Annotated in this window: 23 protein-coding genes; 10 read left to right on the forward strand and 13 right to left on the reverse strand. The window is 44.0% G+C overall.

The genetic code is table 11. The annotated features are described in order from the left end of the window. Positions 1 to 56 precede the first annotated feature (56 nt). The gene (gene ispB, locus A1QO_RS15120; RefSeq protein ID WP_017034503.1) at positions 57 to 1028 is read right to left on the reverse strand and encodes an octaprenyl diphosphate synthase; all 972 of its coding nucleotides are present in this window, start codon (positions 1026 to 1028) and stop codon (positions 57 to 59) included. 268 nt (positions 1029 to 1296) lie between these two features. Between ispB and rplU the strand changes: the two genes are divergently transcribed. From rplU to folA, 6 genes are all read left to right on the forward strand, one after another. Beyond that, a complete protein-coding gene (gene rplU / locus A1QO_RS15125) occupies positions 1297 to 1608 on the forward strand; it encodes a 50S ribosomal protein L21 (RefSeq protein ID WP_017038768.1) in 312 nt (103 codons plus the stop codon). Positions 1609 to 1627: 19 nt separating this feature from the next. Continuing rightward, the gene (rpmA, locus tag A1QO_RS15130; RefSeq protein ID WP_017034501.1) at positions 1628 to 1885 is read left to right on the forward strand and encodes a 50S ribosomal protein L27; all 258 of its coding nucleotides are present in this window, start codon (positions 1628 to 1630) and stop codon (positions 1883 to 1885) included. A gap of 174 nt (positions 1886 to 2059) precedes the next feature. Then, positions 2060 to 3235, forward strand: coding sequence for an Obg family GTPase CgtA (gene cgtA / locus A1QO_RS15135; protein ID WP_017040718.1), 1176 nt, complete (start codon positions 2060 to 2062; stop codon positions 3233 to 3235). Positions 3236 to 3378: 143 nt separating this feature from the next. Continuing rightward, positions 3379 to 4146 carry a threonine/serine exporter family protein gene (locus A1QO_RS15140; RefSeq protein ID WP_017038766.1) on the forward strand — a complete coding sequence of 256 codons (768 nt, stop codon included), beginning with the start codon at positions 3379 to 3381 and terminating at the stop codon, positions 4144 to 4146. After that, positions 4143 to 4640: a threonine/serine exporter family protein gene (locus A1QO_RS15145; RefSeq protein WP_017040719.1), complete on the forward strand. Its 498-nt coding sequence runs from the start codon at positions 4143 to 4145 to the stop codon at positions 4638 to 4640. Before A1QO_RS15140 ends, A1QO_RS15145 begins: the two co-directional genes overlap by 4 nt. Positions 4641 to 4661: 21 nt before the next feature. Continuing rightward, positions 4662 to 5150 (forward strand): type 3 dihydrofolate reductase, encoded by a 489-nt coding sequence (gene folA / locus A1QO_RS15150; protein ID WP_017040720.1) that lies wholly within the window; start codon positions 4662 to 4664, stop codon positions 5148 to 5150. An 80-nt stretch (positions 5151 to 5230) separates the two neighbouring features. On the opposite strand, the gene apaH is transcribed toward folA, so the two are convergent. The 6 genes from apaH to lptD form a co-directional block, all read right to left on the reverse strand. Beyond that, positions 5231 to 6049 (reverse strand): bis(5'-nucleosyl)-tetraphosphatase (symmetrical) ApaH, encoded by an 819-nt coding sequence (apaH, locus tag A1QO_RS15155; protein ID WP_017040721.1) that lies wholly within the window; start codon positions 6047 to 6049, stop codon positions 5231 to 5233. A 9-nt stretch (positions 6050 to 6058) separates the two neighbouring features. After that, a complete protein-coding gene (apaG, locus tag A1QO_RS15160) occupies positions 6059 to 6439 on the reverse strand; it encodes a Co2+/Mg2+ efflux protein ApaG (RefSeq protein WP_017040722.1) in 381 nt (126 codons plus the stop codon). A 110-nt stretch (positions 6440 to 6549) separates the two neighbouring features. Next, complete coding sequence (gene rsmA, locus A1QO_RS15165) at positions 6550 to 7356, reverse strand: 16S rRNA (adenine(1518)-N(6)/adenine(1519)-N(6))-dimethyltransferase RsmA (RefSeq protein ID WP_017034494.1); 807 nt, start codon at positions 7354 to 7356, stop codon at positions 6550 to 6552. 29 nt (positions 7357 to 7385) lie between these two features. Beyond that, positions 7386 to 8378, reverse strand: a complete 993-nt coding sequence (gene pdxA / locus A1QO_RS15170) for a 4-hydroxythreonine-4-phosphate dehydrogenase PdxA (protein WP_017034493.1) — start codon at positions 8376 to 8378, stop codon at positions 7386 to 7388. Further along, on the reverse strand, positions 8368 to 9663 hold the full coding sequence (surA, locus tag A1QO_RS15175) for a peptidylprolyl isomerase SurA (protein ID WP_017038762.1): 1296 nt from the start codon (positions 9661 to 9663) through the stop codon (positions 8368 to 8370). Before surA ends, pdxA begins: the two co-directional genes overlap by 11 nt. A gap of 62 nt (positions 9664 to 9725) precedes the next feature. Further along, on the reverse strand, positions 9726 to 12101 hold the full coding sequence (lptD, locus tag A1QO_RS15180; RefSeq protein ID WP_017039494.1) for an LPS assembly protein LptD: 2376 nt from the start codon (positions 12099 to 12101) through the stop codon (positions 9726 to 9728). A gap of 145 nt (positions 12102 to 12246) precedes the next feature. Between lptD and djlA the strand changes: the two genes are divergently transcribed. Further along, positions 12247 to 13095 (forward strand): co-chaperone DjlA, encoded by an 849-nt coding sequence (gene djlA / locus A1QO_RS15185; protein ID WP_017039495.1) that lies wholly within the window; start codon positions 12247 to 12249, stop codon positions 13093 to 13095. An 85-nt stretch (positions 13096 to 13180) separates the two neighbouring features. Here djlA and A1QO_RS15190 read toward each other — a convergent pair whose 3' ends face one another. The 5 genes from A1QO_RS15190 to A1QO_RS15210 form a co-directional block, all read right to left on the reverse strand. Further along, on the reverse strand, positions 13181 to 13570 hold the full coding sequence (locus A1QO_RS15190; RefSeq protein ID WP_017034489.1) for a RidA family protein: 390 nt from the start codon (positions 13568 to 13570) through the stop codon (positions 13181 to 13183). Between the two features lie 189 nt (positions 13571 to 13759). Beyond that, positions 13760 to 14221: an aspartate carbamoyltransferase regulatory subunit gene (pyrI, locus tag A1QO_RS15195; RefSeq protein ID WP_017034488.1), complete on the reverse strand. Its 462-nt coding sequence runs from the start codon at positions 14219 to 14221 to the stop codon at positions 13760 to 13762. A gap of 11 nt (positions 14222 to 14232) precedes the next feature. Then, positions 14233 to 15180 carry an aspartate carbamoyltransferase gene (gene pyrB / locus A1QO_RS15200; protein ID WP_017034487.1) on the reverse strand — a complete coding sequence of 316 codons (948 nt, stop codon included), beginning with the start codon at positions 15178 to 15180 and terminating at the stop codon, positions 14233 to 14235. 273 nt (positions 15181 to 15453) lie between these two features. After that, the gene (gene argF / locus A1QO_RS15205; protein WP_017039308.1) at positions 15454 to 16458 is read right to left on the reverse strand and encodes an ornithine carbamoyltransferase; all 1005 of its coding nucleotides are present in this window, start codon (positions 16456 to 16458) and stop codon (positions 15454 to 15456) included. A 142-nt stretch (positions 16459 to 16600) separates the two neighbouring features. After that, entirely contained in the window at positions 16601 to 17977 is a 1377-nt protein-coding gene (locus A1QO_RS15210; protein ID WP_017039309.1) for a PhoH family protein, read from the reverse strand. A gap of 476 nt (positions 17978 to 18453) precedes the next feature. Here A1QO_RS15210 and rapA point away from each other — a divergent pair, with 476 nt between their 5' ends. The 3 genes from rapA to A1QO_RS15230 all read left to right on the forward strand — a co-directional run bounded on the left by rapA (position 18454) and on the right by A1QO_RS15230 (position 23266). Beyond that, positions 18454 to 21360: an RNA polymerase-associated protein RapA gene (rapA, locus tag A1QO_RS15220; protein WP_017040919.1), complete on the forward strand. Its 2907-nt coding sequence runs from the start codon at positions 18454 to 18456 to the stop codon at positions 21358 to 21360. Between the two features lie 186 nt (positions 21361 to 21546). Next, positions 21547 to 22284, forward strand: a complete 738-nt coding sequence (gene rluA, locus A1QO_RS15225; protein ID WP_017039310.1) for a bifunctional tRNA pseudouridine(32) synthase/23S rRNA pseudouridine(746) synthase RluA — start codon at positions 21547 to 21549, stop codon at positions 22282 to 22284. 13 nt (positions 22285 to 22297) lie between these two features. Further along, a complete protein-coding gene (locus tag A1QO_RS15230; RefSeq protein ID WP_017039311.1) occupies positions 22298 to 23266 on the forward strand; it encodes a D-2-hydroxyacid dehydrogenase in 969 nt (322 codons plus the stop codon). Between the two features lie 22 nt (positions 23267 to 23288). Here A1QO_RS15230 and A1QO_RS15235 read toward each other — a convergent pair whose 3' ends face one another. Continuing rightward, positions 23289 to 24017 (reverse strand): substrate-binding periplasmic protein, encoded by a 729-nt coding sequence (locus A1QO_RS15235; RefSeq protein ID WP_017040920.1) that lies wholly within the window; start codon positions 24015 to 24017, stop codon positions 23289 to 23291. Positions 24018 to 24125: the final 108 nt, after the last annotated feature.

Genomic DNA, 24125 nt, shown 5'->3' on the forward strand with positions numbered 1-24125 from the left:
AGAGCCTGCAGGCTCTTTTGTGACCGATCATGAAAATGTTCGAGGCAAGAGCCTACTTATTTAGTGCGCTTAACAGCAAGATGAGCCAACGCAATTAACGCCTCCTTATAATCAGACTCTGGCAGTATAGAAAGTTGCTCTATGGCTTTGTCTGCTTCTTCTAGTGCTTTACTTGTCGTGTAGTCTAACGATCCACTTTGATCCATTGCAGCAAGGATTTCATTTAGGCGATCCATGCCATTCGAATGCTCAATGGCATCGCGTATCATCGCTGCCTGCTGGTCGTTGCCGTGACGCATAGCGTGGAGTAGTGGAAGGGTCGGTTTCCCTTCTGCTAGGTCATCGCCTACATTCTTACCCATTTCTTTACCATCAGAGGTGTAATCCATCACATCGTCAATCAATTGGAAGGCCGTACCTAGGTATTTACCATAATTTTGTAGCGCTACTTCTATTTCTTTTGGTGCATCATTTAAAATGGCCCCAATTTGAGTCGCTGCCTCAAAAAGACGGGCGGTCTTTGAGTAGATAACTTGCATGTAGCTTTCTTCTGTGGTGTCAGGATCATTACAATTCATTAATTGCTGAACTTCACCTTCTGAGATGACATTAACAGAGTCACTCATTAATTCGAGGATCCTTAACGATCCTAGCTTGGTCATCATTTGAAATGATCGAGTGTAGATGTAGTCACCGACCAAAACACTCGCTGCATTACCAAATGCCGCGTTCGCTGTTTCTTTGCCGCGTCTCATGTCTGATTCATCGACAACATCATCATGTAGCAAGGTCGCCGTGTGGATAAACTCAATGAACGCTGCAGCGGTTGTATGAGCTTCTCCTTGGTAGCCTAAGGCGCGTGCTGACAAAATGGCCAACATTGGTCTTAAACGTTTCCCACCACCACTGACGATATAAAAACCAAGCTGGTTGATTAAAGATACATCAGAGTTGAGTTGGGCTTGAATTGTTTCATTAACTTTTGCCATGTCGTCGGCAGTAAGCGCTTGGATAGCTTTAAAATCCATTATAAATCCGGCTGAGGTTAGACCCTGTAAGGTGTTCTTATCTTCTTTAGTAGTCGAATAATACACTAAAAAACGTTGATTAATACATCACTAAAGGGCATGATTGCCGCACTTTTCTTTGGCGATTAGCTTTTCGCCAATTTTTTATAAATATGGCTTGTCATAGCCGCATGATTCCCGTAGAATCTGCGCCCTATTGATTAGTTTAGCGCACACCCGAGTTGTACAAATAACAACCAAAGGCTGTGCGGAAAAAGCGGAGTAAAATATGTACGCTGTTTTCCAATCTGGTGGCAAACAACACCGAGTTAGCGAAGGTCAAACCCTTCGTTTAGAGAAATTAGACGTTGAAACTGGTGCAACTGTAGAATTTGATAAAGTTCTTCTTGTTGCTAACGGCGAAGAAATCGCTGTTGGTGCACCTCTTGTTGAAGGTGGCAAAGTGACTGCGGAAGTAGTACAACACGGTCGTGGCGATAAAGTTAAAATCGTTAAGTTCCGTCGTCGTAAGCACTCTCGTAAAGAGCAAGGTCACCGTCAGTGGTTCACGGAAGTGAAAATCACTGGTATTAACGCTTAAGTATTAGGAGAGTTTAACAATGGCACATAAAAAAGCTGGTGGTTCTACTAATAACGGCCGCGATTCAGAAAGCAAACGTCTTGGTGTTAAGCGTTTCGGTGGTGAATCTGTTCTTGCAGGTAACATCATCGTTCGTCAACGTGGTACTAAGTTCCACGCTGGCACTAACGTTGGTATCGGTAAAGACCATACTCTTTTCGCTCTTACTGAAGGTAAAGTGAAATTTGAAGTAAAAGGTCCTAAAAACCGTAAATTCGTTAGCATCGAAGGCGAGTAATTAAGCATTTGCTTAGTTTCTATTAGCTTTCAAGCTGAATTTAAAAGCCCTGCCAATTCGGCGGGGTTTTTTATTTATAGACGTTACATCCTAGGCCCTAGTGTTCACTGGGATTTATGATCTAACGTCTACTAGACTAGTAGTGATTTCCCACGTGCATGAGTGGAGTTTAAAATGAAATTTGTTGATGAAGCAACGGTTAAAGTTGAAGCCGGTGATGGCGGTAATGGTACCGTAAGTTTTTGGCGAGAAAAGTTCATCACCAAAGGTGGCCCTGATGGTGGTGATGGCGGTGATGGCGGTGACGTTTATCTACAGGCTGATGAAAACCTAAACACCTTGATTGATTATCGTTTTCAGCGTTTTTACGACGCAGAACGCGGTGAGAATGGTCGCGGTGGAAACTGTACCGGTAAGCGCGGTAAAGACAAAGTAATGCGAGTACCCGTCGGTACGCGAGCGGTTGATATTCATACCAATGAAATTGTTGGTGAAGTGGCCGAACATGGCAAAAAAATCATGGTCGCTAAAGGTGGCTGGCATGGTTTGGGTAACACTCGCTTTAAATCGTCAGTAAACCGGGCACCGCGTCAGAAGACTATGGGTACCAAAGGTGAGGTTCGTGAACTTCGTCTTGAGCTATTGTTATTGGCTGATGTAGGTATGCTAGGCTTACCTAACGCAGGTAAATCAACGTTCATTCGTTCTGTCTCTGCGGCGAAGCCAAAGGTTGCTGACTACCCATTTACGACGCTTATTCCTAGCTTAGGTGTAGTGAGTGTGGTTCCTGGAAAGAGTTTTGTGGTTGCTGATATCCCTGGTTTGATCGAAGGCGCAGCGGATGGTGCAGGTCTCGGGATTCGATTCCTTAAGCATTTAGAGCGTTGTCGCGTTCTTATCCACATGATTGACATCATGCCAATTGATGAAAGCGATCCGGCACAAAATGCCCTAACGATCATCGATGAGCTAGAGCAATACAGTGAAAAGCTTTCAGAGAAACCAAGATGGCTAGTTTTCAACAAAGTTGATCTAATGCCTGAAGAGGAAGCGGACAAAAAGATCCAAGAGATCATTGAAGCGCTTGCTTGGGAAGGGGATTACTTCAAAGTTTCAGCGATTAATAAGAGCGGTACTCAAGAGCTTTGTTACAAACTTGCTGACTTTATGGAAGAGCTTCCACGTGAACTTGAAGAAATTGATGAAGAAGACAAAGTCGATTTCATGTGGGACGATTACCACAAAGATGCAATGAGTGGCGATAATGTTGTCACTGAAGATGACTGGGACGATGAAGATGATTGGGATGATGAAGAAGATGACGGACATGTTATCTACGTTCGTGACTGATCGGCGTTAGTTCTTTATCAGTTAGATACTGAATAGAAAACCGCAATGCTGTAAGGCTTTGCGGTTTTTTTGTATCTAAATCATGTTGGTTAGTGTGATTATTTGGCACTATAGCGATTCAAATCGTATTTTGGAAAGGACTCATGGACGAACACCAACGAGCGGTCTCAAGACTTATTGCTCAAGCCGGACAAATGTTACTGGCGCATGGTGCTGAAAGCACATTAGTAGGAAGCATCACGCACAGAATTGGTATTGCGGCAGGCATGGATGAAGTCGAAGTTTCGCTATCAGCTAGCTCTTTAGTTGTGACAACGGTTTATCAAGATCACTGTATTACCACCGCGAGACGAAGCCCAGATAGAGGGATCAATATGCGGGTAATCACTCAAATCCAACGCATTTGTATCATGCTCGAAAAAGGGATCGTTGATTGCGATCTTGCTCAAAAGAAGCTTAATGACATCACGCCAGAGCGTTATAATCGCTGGTTGGTTGTGGTGATGATAGGTTTATCTTGTGCTTCATTCAGCCGATTGGCGGGTGGCGATTGGGCGGTATTTATGATGACTTTTATCGCTTCTTCGGTGGGGATGATCGTTCGGCAAGAGATTGGACACCGTCACTTTAACCCTATGGTCAACTTCTCTGCGACCGCCTTTGTGACAACGATTATTTCAGCCCAAGCGGTTTCCTTTTCTATCGGAAATCACCCTACTATTGTGATGGCATCATCAGTATTAATGCTGGTTCCGGGGTTTCCATTGATCAATTCGGTTGCCGATATGATCAAAGGCTACATCAATATGGGGATCGCACGATTTGTCATGGCCAGCCTATTGACCTTAGCAACGTGCCTAGGGATTGTTGCTGCGATGAGTGTCATGGATGTTTGGGGCTGGGGTTTATGATGACGGGGTTTATGATGACTGAAAGTATGATGACGCTTTTATTAGGTTTAGCAAATGACATGCTATTTGCAGCCATTCCCGCTGTTGGGTTTGCTCTCGTATTTAATGTTCCGCAAAGAGCATTAGTCTATTGTGCCTTAGGTGGCGCAATAGGCCATGGTTCACGTTATCTCATGATGCATTTTGGTGTCCCTATTGAGTGGGCCACTTTTTTTGCCGCAACGCTGGTCGGCATGATCGGTGTTCACTGGTCTCACCGATTTTTAGCTCACCCAAAAGTGTTTACGGTCGCTGCTATGATTCCAATGGTTCCGGGTGTTTTTGCCTTTAAAGCCATGATCGCCATCGTGGAAATGAACCAACAGGGTTACTCTCCTGAACTTGTGGCAGTCCTGTTTGATAACTTTTTGAAAGCGATGTTTATTATCGCTGGACTAGCGATTGGATTAGCAATGCCAGGCCTGTTATTCTACCGTCGTAAACCCATTGTATAGCAAACAGTTAGGAACAAAGAGATGCTCATTAGTATGATTGCCGCGATGGCTGACGATCGAGTTATTGGCAAAGATAATCAAATGCCTTGGCATTTACCAGCAGACTTCGCCTGGTTCAAGCGCTGCACTTTGGGAAAGCCTGTCATCATGGGAAGAAAGACCTATGATTCTATTGGACGTCCATTACCAGGCAGGCAGAATATCGTGATCAGTCGAGATGAAAGTTTGTCTATTGAAGGGGTTTTAACGGTCACTTCGATTGATGAAGCCCTGAAACAAGCCGGTGATGTCGATGAAGTGATGATCATTGGGGGCGGCGCCATCTATAGTGCGTGTCTGCCTATGGCAACGAAACTATACGTGACCTTTATTGATGCAAAAATTGAAGGCGATACTCAATTTCCGAGCTGGGGATCGGATTTTGAAGAAGGCTATGTCGAGCATTACACGGCTGACGAAAAAAATGCGTACGATATGAAATTTACAGTGTTAGAGCGAACGGCCCAGTAATAGCAATCATACTAAATAGCCTAACGGTTTGTTTAGGCTATTATATTTCACCCATTTTCCATTAGTTGATAGCTAATGGTTTAGTCTTTAAAAGCAGGCTGCTCAAAAAACTGTTTATCTTCCCAGCGTAACATGGTTAAACTTCCTCCCCACACGCAACCCGTATCCAGACCAATCACCTTCGAATCACTATATCCTTCTAAAGCGGCCCAGTGGCCAAAGATAATGGTTTTGTTAATCTTGATTCTGTCACTGATTTTAAACCACGGAAACAAAGTCGTCTCACCACTTTGCTCAACATGACTAGGCGGAAGCTTACACGCCATATCTAAGCTTTTATCAGCAAAGCAAAAACGCATTCTGGTTAACGAATTAATAATGTAGCGATAACGCTCTATCCCTTGTAAATCGGGTTGCCACTGTGATGGGGTGTTACTGTACATATTTTCAATCAGCCATGGCCACTGATCACTTTGTAGAATACATTCGACTTCTTTTGCTGAAGATCTTGCTTGAGCTAAATCCCATTGAGGTGAAATACCCGCATGGGTCATTACAAAGTCTGCATGTTCAGCCAAGAGTGGTTGGTGTCTAAGCCAGGTAAGAAGATCTTCTTTATCGGCGGCTTCAAAGATGGGGGCGGTCTTATCTTTGTCTTTAACCCTATGGATGCCTAGAGAAACAGCCAATAAATGCAGATCGTGATTCCCCAGAATAACTTGCGCCGAGGATCCCAAATTTTTAATGAACCTGAGTGTCTCAAGTGATTTTGGCCCGCGTGCAACAAGATCACCCGTAACCCATATGTTATCTATTTTTGGATCAAAATTAACTTGCTTGAGTAGGTGTTGAAACTCATCTAAACAGCCTTGAAGATCACCAACAATATAGGTAGACACAAAAGATCCTTAATTCAGAATGTTGGGAATAGCGAGACGAAAAGGGCTGATCTCGGTGGTAAATTTATTACCGTCATGATCGATAAAAATATAGTGCCCTTGCATGACGCCGACAGGTGTTTCGATTGTCGTTGCGCTGGTGTAGGTATATTCATCGTTGCTTTTAATCTTGGGCTGTTGGCCGACGACACCTTCTCCTTCAATGGACATTTGTTTTCCGTTGGCATCGGTAATTAACCAGCGTCGACATAATAGTTGGACGGTTTGGGGGCTCAAATTTTTTATCGTGATGAGGTAAGCGAAAACGTAGTCATCCTTGCTTGGTGTCGATTGCTCTTCTACGTATTTGGTTTGTACTTGAATATTGATGTTAGGAATTGGCTCAATCATGATCACTCCCGATCAGTTTGTGCGCTTATAAAATTCAGCCCCTATCTATTATTTGTAAAACTTTCAATGTGTAAAAGTCTTAGGTGTAAAAGACAGAGGCCAAATAGAGGCTATGAATGGTTAGCGTCTAACCAGTTTGCCATACCAACAAACTGCTCTAAAGTTAGATTTTCAGGACGCATACTTGGATTTACCCCGAGCTCTTCCAGTGTTTCCTTGCTCATTAATGCTTTGTAGCAATTACGTACGGTTTTACGTCGTTGGTTAAACCCTTCACGACATACACGATCAAGCCACTTTAAGTTCTTAGCGGGATGAGGAAGAACCTCATAGGGCGTTAGGCGAACCACAGCAGAATCCACTTTAGGTGGCGGAACAAAGGCGGTTGGCGGAACTTCAAGTACCGGCGTAACTTTACAGTAGTATTGCGCCATGACCGTTAGTCGACCATAGGCTTTACTTCCTGGGCCAGCGGCTAAACGGTTAACCACTTCTTTTTGAAGCATAAAGTGCATGTCTTGGATGTCTTTATGAAACTCGAAAAGGTGGAACATCAATGGCGTTGAAATGTTGTAAGGTAAGTTACCAAAAATACGCAGTTTATTATTGGGTATCACCAATTGCTCGAAGTCGAACTTCATTGCATCGCCTTCGTGAATCGTCAGCTTGTCCGCTAAGTCTGGATGATTACGCAGACGTTCAGCAAGATCTCTATCCAATTCTATGACGGTAAATTTATCGACGAGTCTGCCAACAGGCTCGGTAATAGCGCCAAGGCCAGGGCCAATTTCTACTAGATTCTGACCTGGTAGAGGATTTATGCCTGAAACAATCCCATCAATAATATAGGGATCGTTTAGGAAGTTTTGACCAAAACGTTTTCTCGCTTTGTGCCCCAAGTGGACATCATTTCTCATATTTTTCTCGAATTTCGTGCTTTATCGCATCAATTAGGTTGTTTATCGACCAATTCAATCGCGTGAGTCAGTGCTGTTTTAAAGCTCCCTGTATCCGCATTGCCAGTCCCTGCAAGATCGAGAGCGGTACCGTGATCGACCGATGTTCTTATAAAGGGTAGACCAAGAGTAATGTTTACGGAACGGCCAAAACCTTTGTACTTAAGTACAGGGAGTACTTGGTCGTGATACATTCCTAATACCGCATCAGCGTGTTGTAAGTATTTCTCATTGAAGATAGTGTCGGCAGGCAGTGGCCCAATAACATTAATCCCATCTTCTTGACGAATTTTATTCAGTGTTGGTGTAATGGTTTCTATTTCTTCACGGCCAAGGCACCCATCTTCACCCGCGTGAGGATTTAACCCACAGACATAGATAGATGGATTCTCAATGGCAAATTTTTCAACCAAATCTTGATGAAGAATACGGATGACTTTTTCAAGCCTCTGCTCTGTCACCGCTTGAGAAACGTAGGCTAGGGGAATATGTGTCGTTACAAGCGCAACGCGTAATCCTTCCGTCGCCAACATCATCACCACTAGAGGGGTATTGGACTTCTCGGCAAAGAACTCGGTATGCCCACTAAAAGCAACACCAGCTCGATTAATCACCCCCTTGTGAACAGGGCCGGTGACAATAGCATCAAATTCACCATTCATACAGCCTAAAGCCGCTCTTTCTAGTGTTTTTAATACATAATGGCCATTCGCTTCATTCAGCTTTCCTGCTTCGCATGGGGCATCAAGTGCGATATGGTCAACAACCAGTGAGCCGGAGTTTTGTGGCTTAATATCGAGAGATTCGGTGTAATCAATCAGTTGTACATCTATGCCAAGCTGCTTTGCTCGTTGTTCAATGAGATTTTTGTCGGCACAAACGACGATTTGATGGTTCCAGTTTTCTTGGGACAACGCTAAAACGAGATCGGGACCAATACCTGCAGGTTCTCCAGCGGTGACCACGACACGTTTAATTGTCATCTTGTTGTTCCTCTACCACTTCAACAAAGGCACTGGCACGTAACTCTTGGATCCAAGCGCTGGCTTCTTCATTAAATTTACGGTTAAACAAAATGCCATAGGCTTTATTTTTTAAAGCCGAATCGGTTCTGTCCACTTCACGGCGATCAATGACCTCAACAATATGCCAGCCATGAACGGTTTTGAAGGGTTCACTGATTTTCCCTACTGGAAGCGTTTCAACCTGATACTTAAACTCTGGCACATACAGATCTGGAGTTTGATAGCCTAATTCACCATCCTGTACCGCAGAGCCTGGATCTTGACTGTATTGCTGAGCCAGTTCTCCAAATGTCGCTTCGCCAGCCGCGACTTTTCTAGTGATTTCTAGAAGATCTCGTTGCACACCTTCATCGCTCAAAATCACGGTCGGTTTAATCAAAATATGGCGCGCATTGACTTCAGTCACCGCGACAACTTCTAGACCTTTTACATCATCAATTTTTAATATGTGGAAACCGATACCGCTGCGGAACGGCCCAATGATGCTGCCCTTGTTTTGCAGTTTTATTTGATCGGCAAAAATCGTTGGCATCTCTTCTTTACGCATCCAACCCCAATCGCCGCCTTCTAGCGCTTTCGGGCCTTTTGAATAGGTGTAGGCCATGGTTTTAAAATCGGCACCATCTTGTAACTGCTGAACCAATTCATTGGCTTGCTTTTCTAGCTCTGATTTTTCTTGATCGTCATTGAAACGAAGCTGAATATGGCTCACTTGATACTGAACTGTGGCATTGGTTTCTTGCGCTAAAATATCCGCCAGGTTATCCACTTCTGCAGGAAGAATGTTAATGCGACGTCGTACGAGTGCATTTCGTGCCTCACTCGCGGCGATCTCTTTTCGTATTTGCTCACGAAAGGCCGCGTAAGTGAGCCCTTCAGCCGCCACTGATGCCGTCAGCTCTTCAATGCTTTGTTGGTTATTTTTTGCGATATCCGCAATCGCTTCATTGAGGCGGTTATCATCAATACGTACACCAAGACGCTCTGCTTCTTGCTGTTGAATAGTATCAATGATCAGTTTTTCTAATACCTGCTCGCGCAAAATGTCTTCAGTGGGAAGGGCTTGTTTGTTCTCTTTAGCGTTGGCTTTGAGAGTTTTAAAAGCAGTATCAATATCGCTTTGCAGTACCACACCCTCGTTGACGATAACGGCAATTTTATCCAGAGCCACAGGCTCTGCAATGACACTTGCTGTACTCAAACTCGTGATGGTGCCTAGCAGGATCTGTTTCCACAGTTTCATTTTCTATCCTATAAATCAGTATGGGTTAGCAGCAAGGTCAACCAGGCTGCTAAAAGTCAAAATTAGTTATTTAAGAAGAACGGTCGTCCATAGCCAAGAGCATTGCCTGCACTGGCGGCTCCTGCTGCACTTGAATCGGAGCCAATCGTAGTACCAAACCCGATGATACCAAAGTTGATACCCAGGTTTTTTTCATAAACAGGGGTGGCACTCGGGTCATTAACAAAATCACCGTTCCAGCTAATGATTTGGTTACTGTAGGTAAAGCCTATGTACCAGCAGTCATCGCGATAACTGAGTGTCGCAAGCCACTCTAGGTTTTCTTCCGTGGTGAGGTCATAAAAATATTGTGCACTGGCGTTCCATTTGCTGCTTATTTGATAGCCACCAAGCAAGCCTGCTTGAGAAATTCCATCTTTAGTTATCCCATTTAGCGACTCTGGATCGTCATAACCCAGAGTGTATTGGATATAATTTTTATCTACGTATCGATAGTTAGTTTGAATATAACCCCCGGCAAAGCGGTACTCCAGTGTGCTGTTACCCAGCTGCACGGTACTTGAATCAATATCGTACTGAATACCACCGTGATAAAAGAGGTAATCATCGTAGTTAAAGTCCATTTCAACCGCCCACGCTGAATAATTGGTGGGTTGAGAGCTACTCGTTGGATTACTTAGCGAAGAGTTTTTGGTGTCTTTATCAAGGTAAAAAATCTGACCAAATGAGATATTCAAACGTTCTTTATAGGCGTCATCGAAAAAGCGAGATGATGCGCCGTAGCTAAACTGATTCGCTGCGGCTATTTTATCCACACCGCTGTATTTTCTACTACGAAACAGTCCGTAGTAATCGGTTTGCAGCAACGTGGTATCGTAGTTGCCGATAGCACTTTGATCTTCTTCTGGCACATAGAGATATTGAACTTGAGGTTCTAATGTCTGTGTATAGCTGTCTAAGACAATAGTGTCACGCTCTAGAACAACACCAGCATGAGTACGAAACTCGGGTATTAAACGAGAAACACTCTCTTCTAAATCAGAATTAAGCACGTCTGTCAGATCCTGTTGGTAGTAGGTTCCGAGTAATCTTGCTTCGGTTGTCCAGGTACCCCAGGTATTGGCAAGCGGGACAGTCAAACCAGGTTCAATATGAACACGCATTGCTGATGGTTGATTATCAGCGTCGGTTTCAAATCGTGAAATATGGCTGATTAAATCAAAATCTAAATGCTTCATTAGCTCTGGTGCGTAGTAATTAAACTCGACCTGAGGCATTAACCGATAAGGCAAATTTCCGCTGGTGGTGAGAACTTGGAAATCACGGACTAACACTGAGGTATCCCAAGAATCACTACGATAAGTGGCTTGGCCTTCCTGGAGTAGTTGTCCATCTTCTCGATTGCCTATGTCTGACGAAACGTGGCTAAAATAGTCAATATCACTGACTTTAGAGAAGTCGATATCAAATTTCCACGCTTGTTGAAAAATCCCGCTATGTTGATATTGGAAGCCCCAACGATCGCCGTAGTCGGTGTATTTTTTGTCGTCAGGTAAGTACTCAGATTTAATAGTGCCGTAACCTAAATCTGACAAGTAGCGAAACTCACTATTGAGTTGTGTGCCTCGCTCTTGCATATATTTGATCGTGGTCTCGAGATCATAATTGGGGGCTAAATTCCAATAAATTGGCACATCCATCTCAAAACCATCACTGGATCCATACCCTACGGTTGGGTACAAAAAGCCGGTTTTACGGGTGTCACCAATCGGCACAGTTAAGAATGGTAGATAGAACACGGGAACGTTTTGAATCTCAAAACGAGGGTTGTAGAAGGTGGCTTCTTCTTCGTTCTGATCGATATCGATACTCGAGGCGCGCATTCGCCACGATTTATCCCCTTCAGGGCAAGAGGTAATACTGCCATCTTCTATTTCATAGACGGCTTTACCGGTTTTGGCGATAAAGACCGCCTCTCCACGACCAGGTTCGCATAAAAACTGATACTGAGTATTCTCTGCGGTGAGCTCATCAGTCGTGAGATCATTGGTGGCAGTATCCGAAATTGTCTTAATTTCCCCATCACTAAAGTGAACATTCCCGTTTGCCACGACAATATTATCTTTTTGATGCCAAGTGACTTCATCTGCGGTCAGGCGCTTTTTACCCTGAGTCACAACAACGTCGCCTTTGTATACCGATTTGTTGTTATTTAGAGCTTCTAGCGCGTTGGCTTCTACATCAATCGGTAGCTCATTTGGATTTTCTGCATCAGGTAGATTGACCAAGCATTGGTCAATAGGGTCTAATATTTGGCATTGTCCGAAAGCAGGCATTTCGAGCACATCTTCGTCTAATACCGTCTCAGCACTAGTCTGAGGAACGAGAAAGGCGGTACTGATGGAAGCGGCTATTAAAGTGCGAGGAAAAAATGGCATCGAGTTTTACTGTCCTGTTGAACTTGATTTATCCGGTGATTGGAACCCGAATTTTAGAATACGGCTCCTATCATAAAGGAATTTAATGCTTACGGCACTATCAGACCACTTTGTGGCAAAAAAATTCAGAGATTGAGAGCACATAATGCATATTTTTGGCAAAATTCTGGGCGCTTTTTTTGGCTTCCTATTTGGCGGGGCGTTCGGTTTATTTTTGGGACTGTTCATCGGCCATCAATTTGATAAGGCGCGCCGTTTAAATCAAGCGGGTTTTAGAGGAGGGGCATTTGGTTCTGGGCCAAGCCAAGCTGAGCGCCAAGGTGAATTCTTTAAGGCGGCTTTCGCGGTGATGGGGCATGTTGCGAAAGCGAAAGGTCAAGTGACAGCGCAAGAGATTCAACTTGCAACGACCATGATGGAGCGCATGAACCTGCATGGTGAGCAGAGACGTTCAGCTCAAGACGCGTTTAGAGACGGAAAAGAAGCCGACTTTCCATTGGACAGTGTGTTAGAGCGAGTGAAAATATCCGTTGCAGGTCGTTTTGATTTATTGCAGTTCTTCCTGGAGCTTCAAATATCTGCTGCGTTTGCTGATGGCGATCTCCATCCGAGCGAGCGAAATGTATTACACAAGATAGCGAAAGGTTTAGGATTCTCTTCAGCACAATTAGAGCAGCGCCTTCGAATGCAAGAAGCGGCGTTTCGTTTTCAACATGGTGGTGGCTCCCATCAAGGAGGTCATCAACAATCGGGTGGTTGGCAGCAAGCAAATCAAGTGGATCAGTTGGCGGCGGCCTATGATGTGCTTGGTATTAGTGACAGTTCCGAGTCGAAAGAGATAAAACGCGCTTATCGAAAGCTGATGAATGAACATCACCCTGATAAATTGATGGCGAAAGGTCTCCCTCCTGAGATGATGAATGTCGCGAAAGAAAAATCACAGGAAATTCAAAACGCTTATGACCTGATAAAAAAGGTTAAAGGCTTTAAGTAAACCGTTTCACACTCTAGATAAAACGAAGGCGAGCATTCTATATAAAATCGTGCTCGCCTTTGTCATTTCATAACCATTGAACGTACTATTTGCGAACCGCAATCGCTTCAATTTCGATGCCCACATCTTTTGGTAGACGAGCCACTTCAACGCATGAACGAGCTGGGTAGTGAGCGACATTATGTTCATCAAAGAACTTTCCGTACACCTCGTTTACTGCGCCAAAATCGTTAAGATCTTTAACGAAAACGGTCATTTTCACAATATCACTCACGGTAAGGCCTGAAGCCTCGACAACCGCTTTAACATTTTCAAGAGACTGACGAGCCTGCTCTGTAATTTCACTAGAGACTTCACCTGTTACTGGGTTAACTGGGATTTGGCCTGAAGTTAACACCATATTACCTAGGTCTACACCTTGAATATATGGGCCAATGGCTGCAGGAGCAGAGTCAGTATGAAGAACTTTTGTCATGTTATTTATTCCGTCAGTAGAGGGGAAGATGAGCACTCAGTGTGCCGTGAATTTGAGATGACGTAAAGAAAAAATCCCTTATCAATCGTCCACGAGAAGTGGTGCATGACAAGGGATTAATACGACCTATTGCGAATAGAAATGAACGTGGTGTATTGCCGTTATTCGCTTTAAGCTAGTCGTGTTGATTTATCTTTCCGTCACCACTTCTCTAGAGAACACTTTTTCGCAGTATTTGCATTTAAGGCGGATATCGGCATTTTTCTCAATAACACTAAAGCTGCTTTCAACGGGTTCATTGTGGGTAATGCAATTGCTGTTTGGGCAATTAAAGACATCGTTGACCTGTTTAGGTAGCTCTAGCACCAATTTTTTAGCAACTTGATATTCTTCAATTTGATTGACGGTAGCGTGTGGTGCGTAAAGTGCTAATTTGCTTGCTTGATCTTCGTCGATAAAGACATTTTCAATTTTGAGTAAGTCTTTCGCACCTAGCGCTGATGAGGGAAGGTTAAGACCAATCGTGACACGTTGATTGGAGTTATGCATATCGAACAGTCGCAATACTTTAATGCCAATCTGTGCCGGAATATGGTCAATAACAGTGCCGTTTTTAATTGCTTCAACCTGCAATTGAGTTTCTTTAGACATAATAATTTCCTCTATGACAGGTTTGAGTTGGATATGGAAGGATTAAGAACAAGTGCCAACAAAGCTTCGCGCGCATAAACACCATTTTCAGCTTGCTCAAAATAATAAGCGTGTGGCGTTTTATCAACATCGGTCGTGATCTCATCCACGCGTGGCAGTGGGTGTAGTACTTTTAAGTTCTCACGTGCCCCCTCAAGCATACTCGCGGTTAGAATGTACGCCGATTTAATGTGTGCGTATTCTGATTCATCAAAACGCTCTTTTTGTACACGTGTCATATACAAAATATCCAGTTCAGGGATGACGGTTTCCATGTCGGTATGAAGGCTGTACTGAATGTTCGCTTCGTCCAGTTCTTCACAGATATAATCCGGCATTGCCAGTGCGTCTGGTGCGACGAAGAAAAAGCGGACGTTGGAGAATTTGGCTAACGCTTGTGTTAACGAATGAACCGTGCGGCCGTATTTTAAATCACCGACAAAAGCAACATTGAGGTCATCTAATCGACCTTGTGTTTCTGAAATACTAAATAAATCCAGTAAGGTTTGAGTGGGGTGCTGGTTCGCACCATCACCCGCATTAATCACGGGCGTGCCATTGGAAAACTCAGAAGCAAGGCGAGCGGCGCCTTCTTGTGGGTGACGCATGACAAAAGCATCAACATAAGAGGAAATAACTTGAACGGAATCGGCCAATGTTTCCCCTTTTTTTGCCAAAGACGTATTACCACCGCTGTCAAAACCAATCACATCACCACCGATGCGTTGAATGGCGGTCTCAAAGGAAAGTCGGGTTCGTGTCGAAGGTTCAAAAAAACAGCTAGCGATGACTTTGTTTTTAATCAGTTCAGGTTGAGGATGAGATTTCAACTGACCGGCTGTATTAACTATGAGTTCCAGTTCTTCACGAGAAAGCTCTGGAATCGAGATAATATGCTTTTGATAAAGCGAGTTTGTCATGTTCTTCTTCCCTATCTTGAGTGTTCTTAGGCCAAAAAAAAGCCCCCCATAAATGGGAGGCTTAAAAAATTGAGAGAATTACAAAAAGAATGACAGCACCGCTAAGCTTGGAAAGCAGTCGCAGTTTGCACATTGTAATATCGTTGAATCTGTAATATCGCTGAGTCGGGCACGATACTGACGCCATCATTTGGTAATCCTCTGACAAATTGCCGAGCATTATACGCTTTCATGCAATCTGCGCAAGCGATTACGTCAAGCTTTAATGACACTCTATTGGCCCAATGTAGCCACCATGATCGCCTTAATAGTATGCATGCGGTTTTCTGCTTCATCGAACACAATAGAGTGTTCAGATTCAAACACTTCCTCGGTCACTTCTAACCCCTTCATGCCATATTTTTCCGAGACTTCTTTACCAATGACCGTCTCATCGTTATGAAAAGCGGGTAGGCAATGCATAAACTTCACATCTGAATTCTGCGTAAGCGCGAGTGTTTGGGTGTTTACTTGATATGGGGTCATCTTGGTGACACGCTCATCCCACGCTTCAGCGGCTTCACCCATAGAGACCCAGACATCGGTATAAAGGAAATCACACCCTTTAACGCCTTCTTCTACGTTTTCAGTTAAGGTGATTTTGGCGTTGGTTTGAGTTGCGATCTCTTGGCAAGTGGCGACTAAAGAGGCTTCTGGCCAAAATTCTTTAGGAGCAACAAGGCGAATATCCATGCCCATTTTCGCCGCACCTACCATCAAAGAATTGCCCATGTTATTACGTGCGTCACCTAAATAAGCAAAGCTAATTTGGTGTAACTGCTTTGCTTTTCCGTGTTCGATCATGGTGAGGAAATCGGCAAGAATTTGTGTTGGATGGAATTCATCGGTAAGGCCATTCCAAACGGGAACGCCTGCATGCGCTCCTAATTCTTCAACGATGTCTTGACCAAAACCACGGTACTCAATGCCGTCGTACATGCGACCCAGTACCCGAGCGGTATCTTTCATTGACTCTTTTTGGCCAATTTGTGAACCCGAAGGGCCAAGGTAAGAAACTTGTGCGCCTTGATCAAAGGCCGCGACTTCAAAGGCGCAACGTGTTCGAGTTGAGGCTTTTTCAAAGATCAAAGCAATGTTTTTACCGACCAATTTTTTTTGTTCGGTTCCTGCGTATTTTGCTCTTTTTAAATCGGCCGAAAGATCGATCAAAAACTGGATCTCTTTAGGAGTAAAGTCGAGAAGTTTAAGAAAGTTACGATTACGCAGGTTAAAAGCCATAAAATGAGTCCTTGAAAGATGCTTTATCTAGGGGATTAGTAAAACATATAAATGCACCATTTGTGAATAATTATTTTAAAATAAAAAAGAGGCACGGTGAGTGCCTCGCTTTGTAGAAGGGGTTCTATATGGAGGTTATAAGCTACAGGTTTTCTTCAGCGAATTCGGCGAGTCGACTACGAACGACCCCGTTTAAGTGTATGTTGGCGCTGCCTTCAAAATTCTTAAATCGCTCGACCATGTAAGTCAGCCCTGATGTGACGGGCGTAAGGTAGTGGGAATCAATCTGAGCAAGATTACCTGAGCAGACGATTTTGGTGCCTTCTCCACAGCGGGTGATGATGGTTTTGATTTGAGATGCGGTTAAGTTTTGACATTCATCGAGCAAGACAAAAGCATTTTGAATGGATCGACCACGCATGAAGTTAATCGATTTAAATTGAATATTGGCTTTATCACAGATGTATTTCATCGACCCTTCGGTACAGTGGTCGTGTTTATGCAGCGCTTCGAGTGTATCGGTGATAGCAGCAAGCCAAGGCATCATTTTCTCTTCTTCACTGCCGGGCAAGAAACCAATAGATTCACCGATATCAGGGGTGTTTCGAGTCACAATGATTTTATCGAACATCTTCTTCTCAATGGTTTGTTCCAGTGCGGCAGCCATCGCCAACAATGTCTTACCACTCCCTGCCGCCCCCGTTAAGATGACCAGATCAATATCAGGGTCGAGTAGGGCATCCATCGCCATGCCTTGATAGATGTTTTTCGGCGTGATGTCCCATGCACGTTTATGCATCATTCGTTCGCGGCTGAGATCTTGTAGCGTGATGCTGTCATCAGATATTTCGGCCACTCTCGCCGCAAAGTCACTCTCTTCGTCGATGATGTATTGATTGATGAATGTGGGTTCAAAGGGTTCGCGATCGAGAGTGTGGAAAGTTTTCCCCCCAATAGATTGACTGTCGACTTCTTCAACGCTCTCCCAGAATGCGCCTTTGCGTTGTTGGAAGCCTTTGGTGAGGTATTGAACGTCGTCAATGAGTTGATCGGTTCGATAATCTTCAACAAAGCGGACACCCGCGCCTTTAGCCCTCAAACGCATATTAATGTCTTTGGTGATTAAGATGACTTCTCGGGGAGCGTGCTTGGTTTGTAAATCGAGTACCGCATTGAGAATACGGTTATCACCTGCTTTATCCGCAAAGGCTTTGACGGTTTCCTGCAATTCAAAATCAGCAACAATAGAAATAGACCCGGTTGCGGCTATCTCTTTGGAAAATTGAATGCCTTCTGAAATCTCATCGGGCGTGGCGTCTTTGAAAATGCCTTCTAAAGCACGAATGGCCACTCGCGCGTCTCGAGCAACATCTCGCTTACTGTCTTTGATTCGGTCAAGCTCTTCAAGCACCGTCATGGGAATGAGCACGTCATGCTCTTGAAAGGAGTAGATAGCAAAAGGTTCGTGAAGCAGGATATTGGTGTCAAGAACGAATAGTTTTCGATCGGTATCAGTCATAAGCATCTCCTTGCCGGCGGCATTGCTTAGCAGTCTTTCTTGCAGAAGAGGGCTGAGTGACAACGCGTTTGAAGATGCGTCGCACTTGGTACTTTAATCCAAGCCCTACAACTGCAAATCCGTGTTGATCTATTTCTATACCTAGTGGATCTATTTCTAGACATAAAAAGCATAATTTGTGCCATGAATGACCGTTGTGACACAAATTCATGCTTATTCATTAACGATTATAGCAACACTCAAACACACAAATGACATGCTTTTCTTACAGTTTGATGGCGGGCTGATTTCTGTTAAAAAATCCGTTGATACCTCGTGACCTATATCACAGCTTCAAGTAAGATTAGCGACCTTTTTTGGTGCGGATTTTTTCATGATTATTCTTTTGGGGTCATCCTTTTTATGCCCGTACTGATGAAATACAAACTAATATAACAAAGAATATTTTCAATTTTGAATAATGAGGTAGTCGATTCATGACATTTGCTTTGGGCCAGCGCTGGATCAGCGATACGGAAAGCGATTTAGGTTTAGGTACCGTGGTAGCAATGGATGCTCGTACAGTGACATTGATGTTTGCCGCCGCAGAAGAAAATCGTGTATATGCACGCAGTGATGCTCCCGTGACCCGAGTGACATTCAATGTCGGCGATGTCGTTGAAAGCCAAGAAGGTTGGTCTATCAAGGTAGAACAAGTCGAAGAGAACAAAGGCGTTTACTTCTACCTTGGCACACGCAGTGATAACAACGAAGAAGTGATGTTGCGAGAGATCATGTTGAGCAATAATATTCGCTTCAACAAACCTCAAGATAAGTTGTTCGCGGGTCAAGTCGATCGTATGGATAACTTTGTGCTGCGTTACAAAGCATTGACCAACCAGTTTGAGCAGCATAAGAGCCCAATGCGTGGATTATGTGGCATGCGCGCCGGACTTATTCCTCATCAGCTCTACATTGCACACGAAGTGGGGCGCCGTCATGCTCCTCGTGTTTTACTTGCCGATGAAGTGGGCCTAGGTAAAACCATTGAAGCAGGCATGATTATTCATCAGCAGGTTTTATCTGGCAGTGCTGAACGCATTTTGATCATTGTGCCTGAAACGCTTCAACATCAATGGTTGGTGGAAATGATGCGTCGTTTCAATTTGCATTTTTCAATTTTTGATGAAGAACGCTGTATCGAGGCATTCGCGGAAGCTGAAAATCCATTTGATACTCAGCAATACGTGTTGTGTTCTTTAGACTTCATTCGTAAAAGCCGTCGACGCTTTGAACAAGCGCTTGATGCTGATTGGGATCTGTTGGTGGTTGATGAAGCGCACCATCTAGAGTGGAGCCAAGATAAGCCGAGTCGAGAGTACCAAGTGATCGAAGGGCTTGCGGAGAAAACAGCGGGAGTGCTGTTGCTAACGGCAACGCCAGAACAGCTTGGTCGAGAAAGTCACTTTGCTCGTTTACGACTGCTTGATCCTGACCGTTTTTATGATTACGAGGCGTTTGTCCAAGAAGAAGAGCAATATGCGCCTGTCGCCGATTCCGTTGCTGCATTGTTTTCAGGTCACAAGCTGGAAAATGATGCAAAAAATCAAATCACAGAGCTGTTGTCTGAGCAAGATGTTGAGCCTCTTTTTCGCATTATTGAAAATGATGATCATGAAGAAGCCAAAACCGCTGCTCGCCAAGAGCTGATCGATAACCTAATGGATCGCCATGGCACTGGTCGAGTATTGTTTAGAAATACACGCGCTGCGATCAAAGGCTTCCCAACACGCAATGTGCATTTGCTACCCATGGAGATTCCAACGCAATACGCGACCTCTATGCGTGTTTCTGGATTGATTGGCGGTAAGATAACGCCTCAAGCTCGCGCTTTAAAAAATCTTTACCCAGAAGAGATCTTCCAAGAATTTGAAGGTGATGATGCCAGCTGGTGGCAGTTTGATTCACGTGTTAACTGGTTGATTGAAAAAGTACAAGAAAAGCGTAGTGAAAAAATCTTAGTTATCGCTTCTCGCGCTAGTACGGCACTGCAATTAGAGCAAGCACTTCGCGAACGCGAAGGTATTCGTGCGACCGTTTTTCATGAAGGCATGTCGATCATTGAGCGTGATAAAGCAGCAGCGTATTTTGCTCAGGAAGAAGGCGGTGCGCAGGTTCTTCTGTGTAGCGAAATTGGTTCAGAAGGACGTAACTTCCAGTTTGCTAATCAACTCGTAATGTTTGATTTACCGTTTAACCCTGACCTGTTAGAGCAGCGTATTGGTCGCTTAGATCGTATTGGCCAACAACGAGATATTGATATTCATGTCCCATATCTGAAAGGCACTTCCCAAGCAATCCTAGCGCGTTGGTTTGACGAAGGCTTGAATGCATTCAGAGAAACTTGCCCTACAGGTCGTGCTGTCTATGATAAATATTCTGATGCGTTAGTGGATATGCTGGCATCTGGTGAAATCGAGCAGCTTGATGAAGTCATCTCAGAATCTGCGAAACTGAATAAAGAACTCAAGTCTCAATTAGAAAATGGTCGAGATCGATTGCTTGAAATGCATTCTAATGGTGGCGATAAAGCGCAGGCCATTGTGGAGACTATTTCTGCAACCGATGGTGATACCAATCTGGTCAGTTTTGCATTGAGCTTATTCGATACCATTGGTTTAAACCAAGACGATAAAGGCGAAAATGCACTGGTTGTGACTCCATCAGAACACATGATGGTACCAAGCTACCCTGGCTTACCTTATGAAGGTGCGACGATCACTTTTGATCGTGAAACCGCATTATCACGTGAAGATATGAACTTTATCAGTTGGGAGCACCCAATGATTCAAGGTGGTATCGACTTGTTGATGAGTGAAGGTGTGGGGGCATCAGCGGTTTCGTTATTGAAAAATAAAGCGCTACCAGTCGGTACATTACTGTTAGAGCTTATCTATGTTGTGGATGCACAAGCGCCGAAACGCAGTGGTATTACTCGTTTCTTGCCACAAACCCCAATCCGTTTGATGATGGACGGACGTGGCAATGATCTCTCTGCCCAAGTGGAGTTCGATAGCTTTAACCGCCAACTCAGCCCTGTGAATCGTCATCTTGCTAGTAAACTGGTTTCTTCAGTACAAAATGAAGTCCACGGTTTGATTGAGGCGGGTGACAATCTGGTTGCTGAAAAAGTGGAAGCGGTTCGAGAGCAAGCCCAGAAAGAGATGTCAGCGAGCCTAAATGGTGAGTTGGAGCGCTTACAAGCCTTGAAAGCGGTGAACCCGAATATCCGTGATGAGGAGATTGAAGCGATTGATGCACAAATCAAAGAGTTGACTGTCTATATCAGTAAAGCTCAGGTTCAATTGGATTCATTACGTTTGATTGTGGTGAGCCACAACTAAACCTGTGTAGCTTTGACCAAAACTCGTAATTTTGACCAAAACTCGTAATATCATTGCTTCTAATAGAAAGGGCTACTCTTCTTTTTGTTAGAAGCATTTTTCTTTTAGAAGCTAAAAGATAGAAGCTAAAAGCATCTTTTGGCTAACAGCCATTTTTCTATTTTTAGTCCATGTTGAGAACTTACTATGGCGATGCTCGAATACACACCACCAACCGATCCTTGGATTGATATTGTTTATGAAGATAACGATATCTTAGCGGTCAATAAGCCCTCAGGCCTTCTTTCTGTTCCCGGTCGTTTGGCTGATCACTACGACAGTATGTGGAGTCGTTTAGTGGTGGAGTACCCTGAGATTCAAGTGGTGCATCGTTTGGATATGTCGACATCGGGTTTGATGCTACTGGCGAAAAATAAACCGGCAGAACGATCATTGAAAAAGCAGTTTCAATACCGTTTAACGCATAAAATCTATTATGCGAGAGTCTGGGGCAGTCTTGAAGCTGAGCAGGGGAGTGTTGATTTGCCACTTATCTGTGATTGGCCGAATAGACCGAGACAGAAAGTCTGCTTTGATGACGGTAAGCCCTCGCAAACTAAGTATCAGTTGGTTGAGCATGAAGCGAGTACCTCAATTGTTCGTCTACTTCCCATTACTGGGCGATCTCATCAGCTTCGCGTTCACATGCAAGCCATAGGGCATTCGATTGTTGGCGATGAGTTTTATGCTAACGCAGAGGCGCTAGCGTTTAGCTCGCGTTTGGAGCTGCATGCCGCAGAGTTGAGTTTTTATCATCCTGCGACAGAGAAGCGACAAACCATTTTTGTACCGTGTGACTTCTACCCAGGTGTTAACGCGCAAATTTTGCAACACTTTGATTGCCCAGAAACACTGCCTGATTACAAAACATTACCACGCTGCTAAATAAGGAATCTTTATGCCTTTGCCAACCGTCGTTTTTCTAGATAGAGCAACCGTCCCACAGCAGATAAACATCGCCACATTACCATTTGAGCATGAATGGATTGAATACGACTACACCTTACCTGAACAGTGTTTTGAGCGTATTAAAGACGCTGATATTGTGTTGGTCAATAAAGTCGTACTTGACGCTGATATCTTAGCTAAGCTACCGAACCTTAGCCTTATTGCCGTGGCTGCAACGGGGTATAACAATGTTGATGTTGAGTATTGTCGTGGTGCAAATATTGCCGTGACGAATGTGCAAGGCTATGCCACGCAGTCAGTGCCTGAACATGTCATTGCAATGCTGTTTACTCTTCGAAGAAATCTAGTTGGGTACCATCAAGATATTCAAAACGGTGAGTGGCAACGTGATAAACAGTTCTGTTTCTTTACTCATCCTATTGGGGATGTGGCGGGATCAACATTAGGCGTTATCGGTAGTGGTGCATTAGGTCAAGCAACGGCTGCATTAGCCAAAGCGATTGGTATGAAGGTTGTCTTTTCGGAGCGAAAGGGCGTACCAAGCAAAGATTGTCGAGAAGGTTATTTACCGTTTGAAGAAGTCCTTCAGCAAGCCGATGTGATGACATTACATTGTCCGCTAACCACTCAAACACACCACATTATCTCAACGGCTGAATTTGAAAAGATGAAGCCAACCGCTATTTTGATTAATACCGGTCGAGGAGGGTTAGTTGATGAGCAAGCGTTGGTCAACGCACTGCAATCTGGCATGATCGCTGGAGCTGGGGTGGATGTCTTTACTCAAGAACCTGCTGATGAGCATAATCCGCTTTTGGCGAATGCCTCAATGCTTAACCTTATTTTGACTCCCCACGTTGCATGGGGAAGTGACTCATCGATTCAAAAGTTGGCTAATATCTTGATTGATAATGTGGTGGCCTTTCATGAAGGCCGTACACAAAATAGAGTGGTTTAGGTTAGCTTATCAGTCTTGTGCCTTAGTCAGTCACCTGGCTTGCGTTCCATTGTTTAAGCCCTTGATTGAAAATGTCGAGTAACGCTTTTCCATCTGGGCTTTGTTTTGAAAATAAGAGGAAACTGTCATTACTCAAAAAAGGTTTAGGGTGGTAGGTAATACTGTCTTGCACCTCTTTTGGTTGTTGACTTAGGTTATACATGCCTATCTGTCTTTCCTCTGGGTACAGATCGATTCTTTGATGTTTTAGTCGCAGGATATTTTGGCTAGGCTCTTTAACTCGGCTCATGCTGACTTGTTTTGAGTCTATGAGTTTATTGAGGGGCTCTCCGTAGCTGTAGCCTATGCCACCGCCAAGCTCTTTCCCTGTTAAGTCTTCTAAGCTAGACCAGCTAAACGGGGTTTCTTTATTGTAGAAAAAGACAAACTCTTCTTTTGCAACCGGATCGCTATAGTAGAAGTGTTCCGTTCGACTTTCATCAAACATCCATACCGCCGTTGCGTCGAATTCGCCTTCTTGTGCTTTTACGTAAGCTCGTGTCCAAGGGTAGAACTCAAATTCTACGGTATAGCCTTGAAGGGCAAAAACCTCGGTGATTTTTTTTCCTACTGAACCAAAAGCGTCGAGATCTTTTCCGATAAATGGAGGCCAATCTCCGGCGGAAATCTTTATGATCTTAGATGATGAAGAATCATCGGCGAAAGAGGGAAAGGCCAACATTAATACACTGAGCAATAGGCTAAATCTCACAGGGTACGTCCTTATGAATGCGGTAATTAACTAAAGATTAGAAGAGAATATTTGTTTGTTCAATGCTCAGAAAAAAGATCATAAAAAAAGCCAACCGAGTGGTTGGCT

The organism is Vibrio genomosp. F10 str. ZF-129, from assembly GCF_000287055.2.
Lineage (GTDB): Bacteria > Pseudomonadota > Gammaproteobacteria > Enterobacterales > Vibrionaceae > Vibrio.

Bases quoted from the DNA above. Each gene is read 5' to 3' on its own strand.
- lptD (WP_017039494.1), bottom strand. From the start codon at position 12,101: ATGCCATTTTTTCCTCGCACTTTAATAGCCGCTTCCATCAGTACCGCC.
- apaG (WP_017040722.1), bottom strand. From the start codon at position 6,439: ATGATTGAGCCAATTCCTAACATCAATATTCAAGTACAAACCAAATAC.
- cgtA (WP_017040718.1), top strand. From the start codon at position 2,060: ATGAAATTTGTTGATGAAGCAACGGTTAAAGTTGAAGCCGGTGATGGC.
- surA (WP_017038762.1), bottom strand. From the start codon at position 9,663: ATGAAACTGTGGAAACAGATCCTGCTAGGCACCATCACGAGTTTGAGT.
- rpmA (WP_017034501.1), top strand. From the start codon at position 1,628: ATGGCACATAAAAAAGCTGGTGGTTCTACTAATAACGGCCGCGATTCA.
- pyrB (WP_017034487.1), bottom strand. From the start codon at position 15,180: ATGACAAACTCGCTTTATCAAAAGCATATTATCTCGATTCCAGAGCTT.
- folA (WP_017040720.1), top strand. From the start codon at position 4,662: ATGCTCATTAGTATGATTGCCGCGATGGCTGACGATCGAGTTATTGGC.
- rapA (WP_017040919.1), top strand. From the start codon at position 18,454: ATGACATTTGCTTTGGGCCAGCGCTGGATCAGCGATACGGAAAGCGAT.
- A1QO_RS15210 (WP_017039309.1), bottom strand. From the start codon at position 17,977: ATGACTGATACCGATCGAAAACTATTCGTTCTTGACACCAATATCCTG.
- djlA (WP_017039495.1), top strand. From the start codon at position 12,247: ATGCATATTTTTGGCAAAATTCTGGGCGCTTTTTTTGGCTTCCTATTT.
- A1QO_RS15230 (WP_017039311.1), top strand. From the start codon at position 22,298: ATGCCTTTGCCAACCGTCGTTTTTCTAGATAGAGCAACCGTCCCACAG.
- pyrI (WP_017034488.1), bottom strand. From the start codon at position 14,221: ATGTCTAAAGAAACTCAATTGCAGGTTGAAGCAATTAAAAACGGCACT.
- A1QO_RS15145 (WP_017040719.1), top strand. From the start codon at position 4,143: ATGATGACGGGGTTTATGATGACTGAAAGTATGATGACGCTTTTATTA.
- A1QO_RS15140 (WP_017038766.1), top strand. From the start codon at position 3,379: ATGGACGAACACCAACGAGCGGTCTCAAGACTTATTGCTCAAGCCGGA.
- pdxA (WP_017034493.1), bottom strand. From the start codon at position 8,378: ATGACAATTAAACGTGTCGTGGTCACCGCTGGAGAACCTGCAGGTATT.
- rsmA (WP_017034494.1), bottom strand. From the start codon at position 7,356: ATGAGAAATGATGTCCACTTGGGGCACAAAGCGAGAAAACGTTTTGGT.
- A1QO_RS15190 (WP_017034489.1), bottom strand. From the start codon at position 13,570: ATGACAAAAGTTCTTCATACTGACTCTGCTCCTGCAGCCATTGGCCCA.
- argF (WP_017039308.1), bottom strand. From the start codon at position 16,458: ATGGCTTTTAACCTGCGTAATCGTAACTTTCTTAAACTTCTCGACTTT.
- ispB (WP_017034503.1), bottom strand. From the start codon at position 1,028: ATGGATTTTAAAGCTATCCAAGCGCTTACTGCCGACGACATGGCAAAA.
- rluA (WP_017039310.1), top strand. From the start codon at position 21,547: ATGGCGATGCTCGAATACACACCACCAACCGATCCTTGGATTGATATT.
- rplU (WP_017038768.1), top strand. From the start codon at position 1,297: ATGTACGCTGTTTTCCAATCTGGTGGCAAACAACACCGAGTTAGCGAA.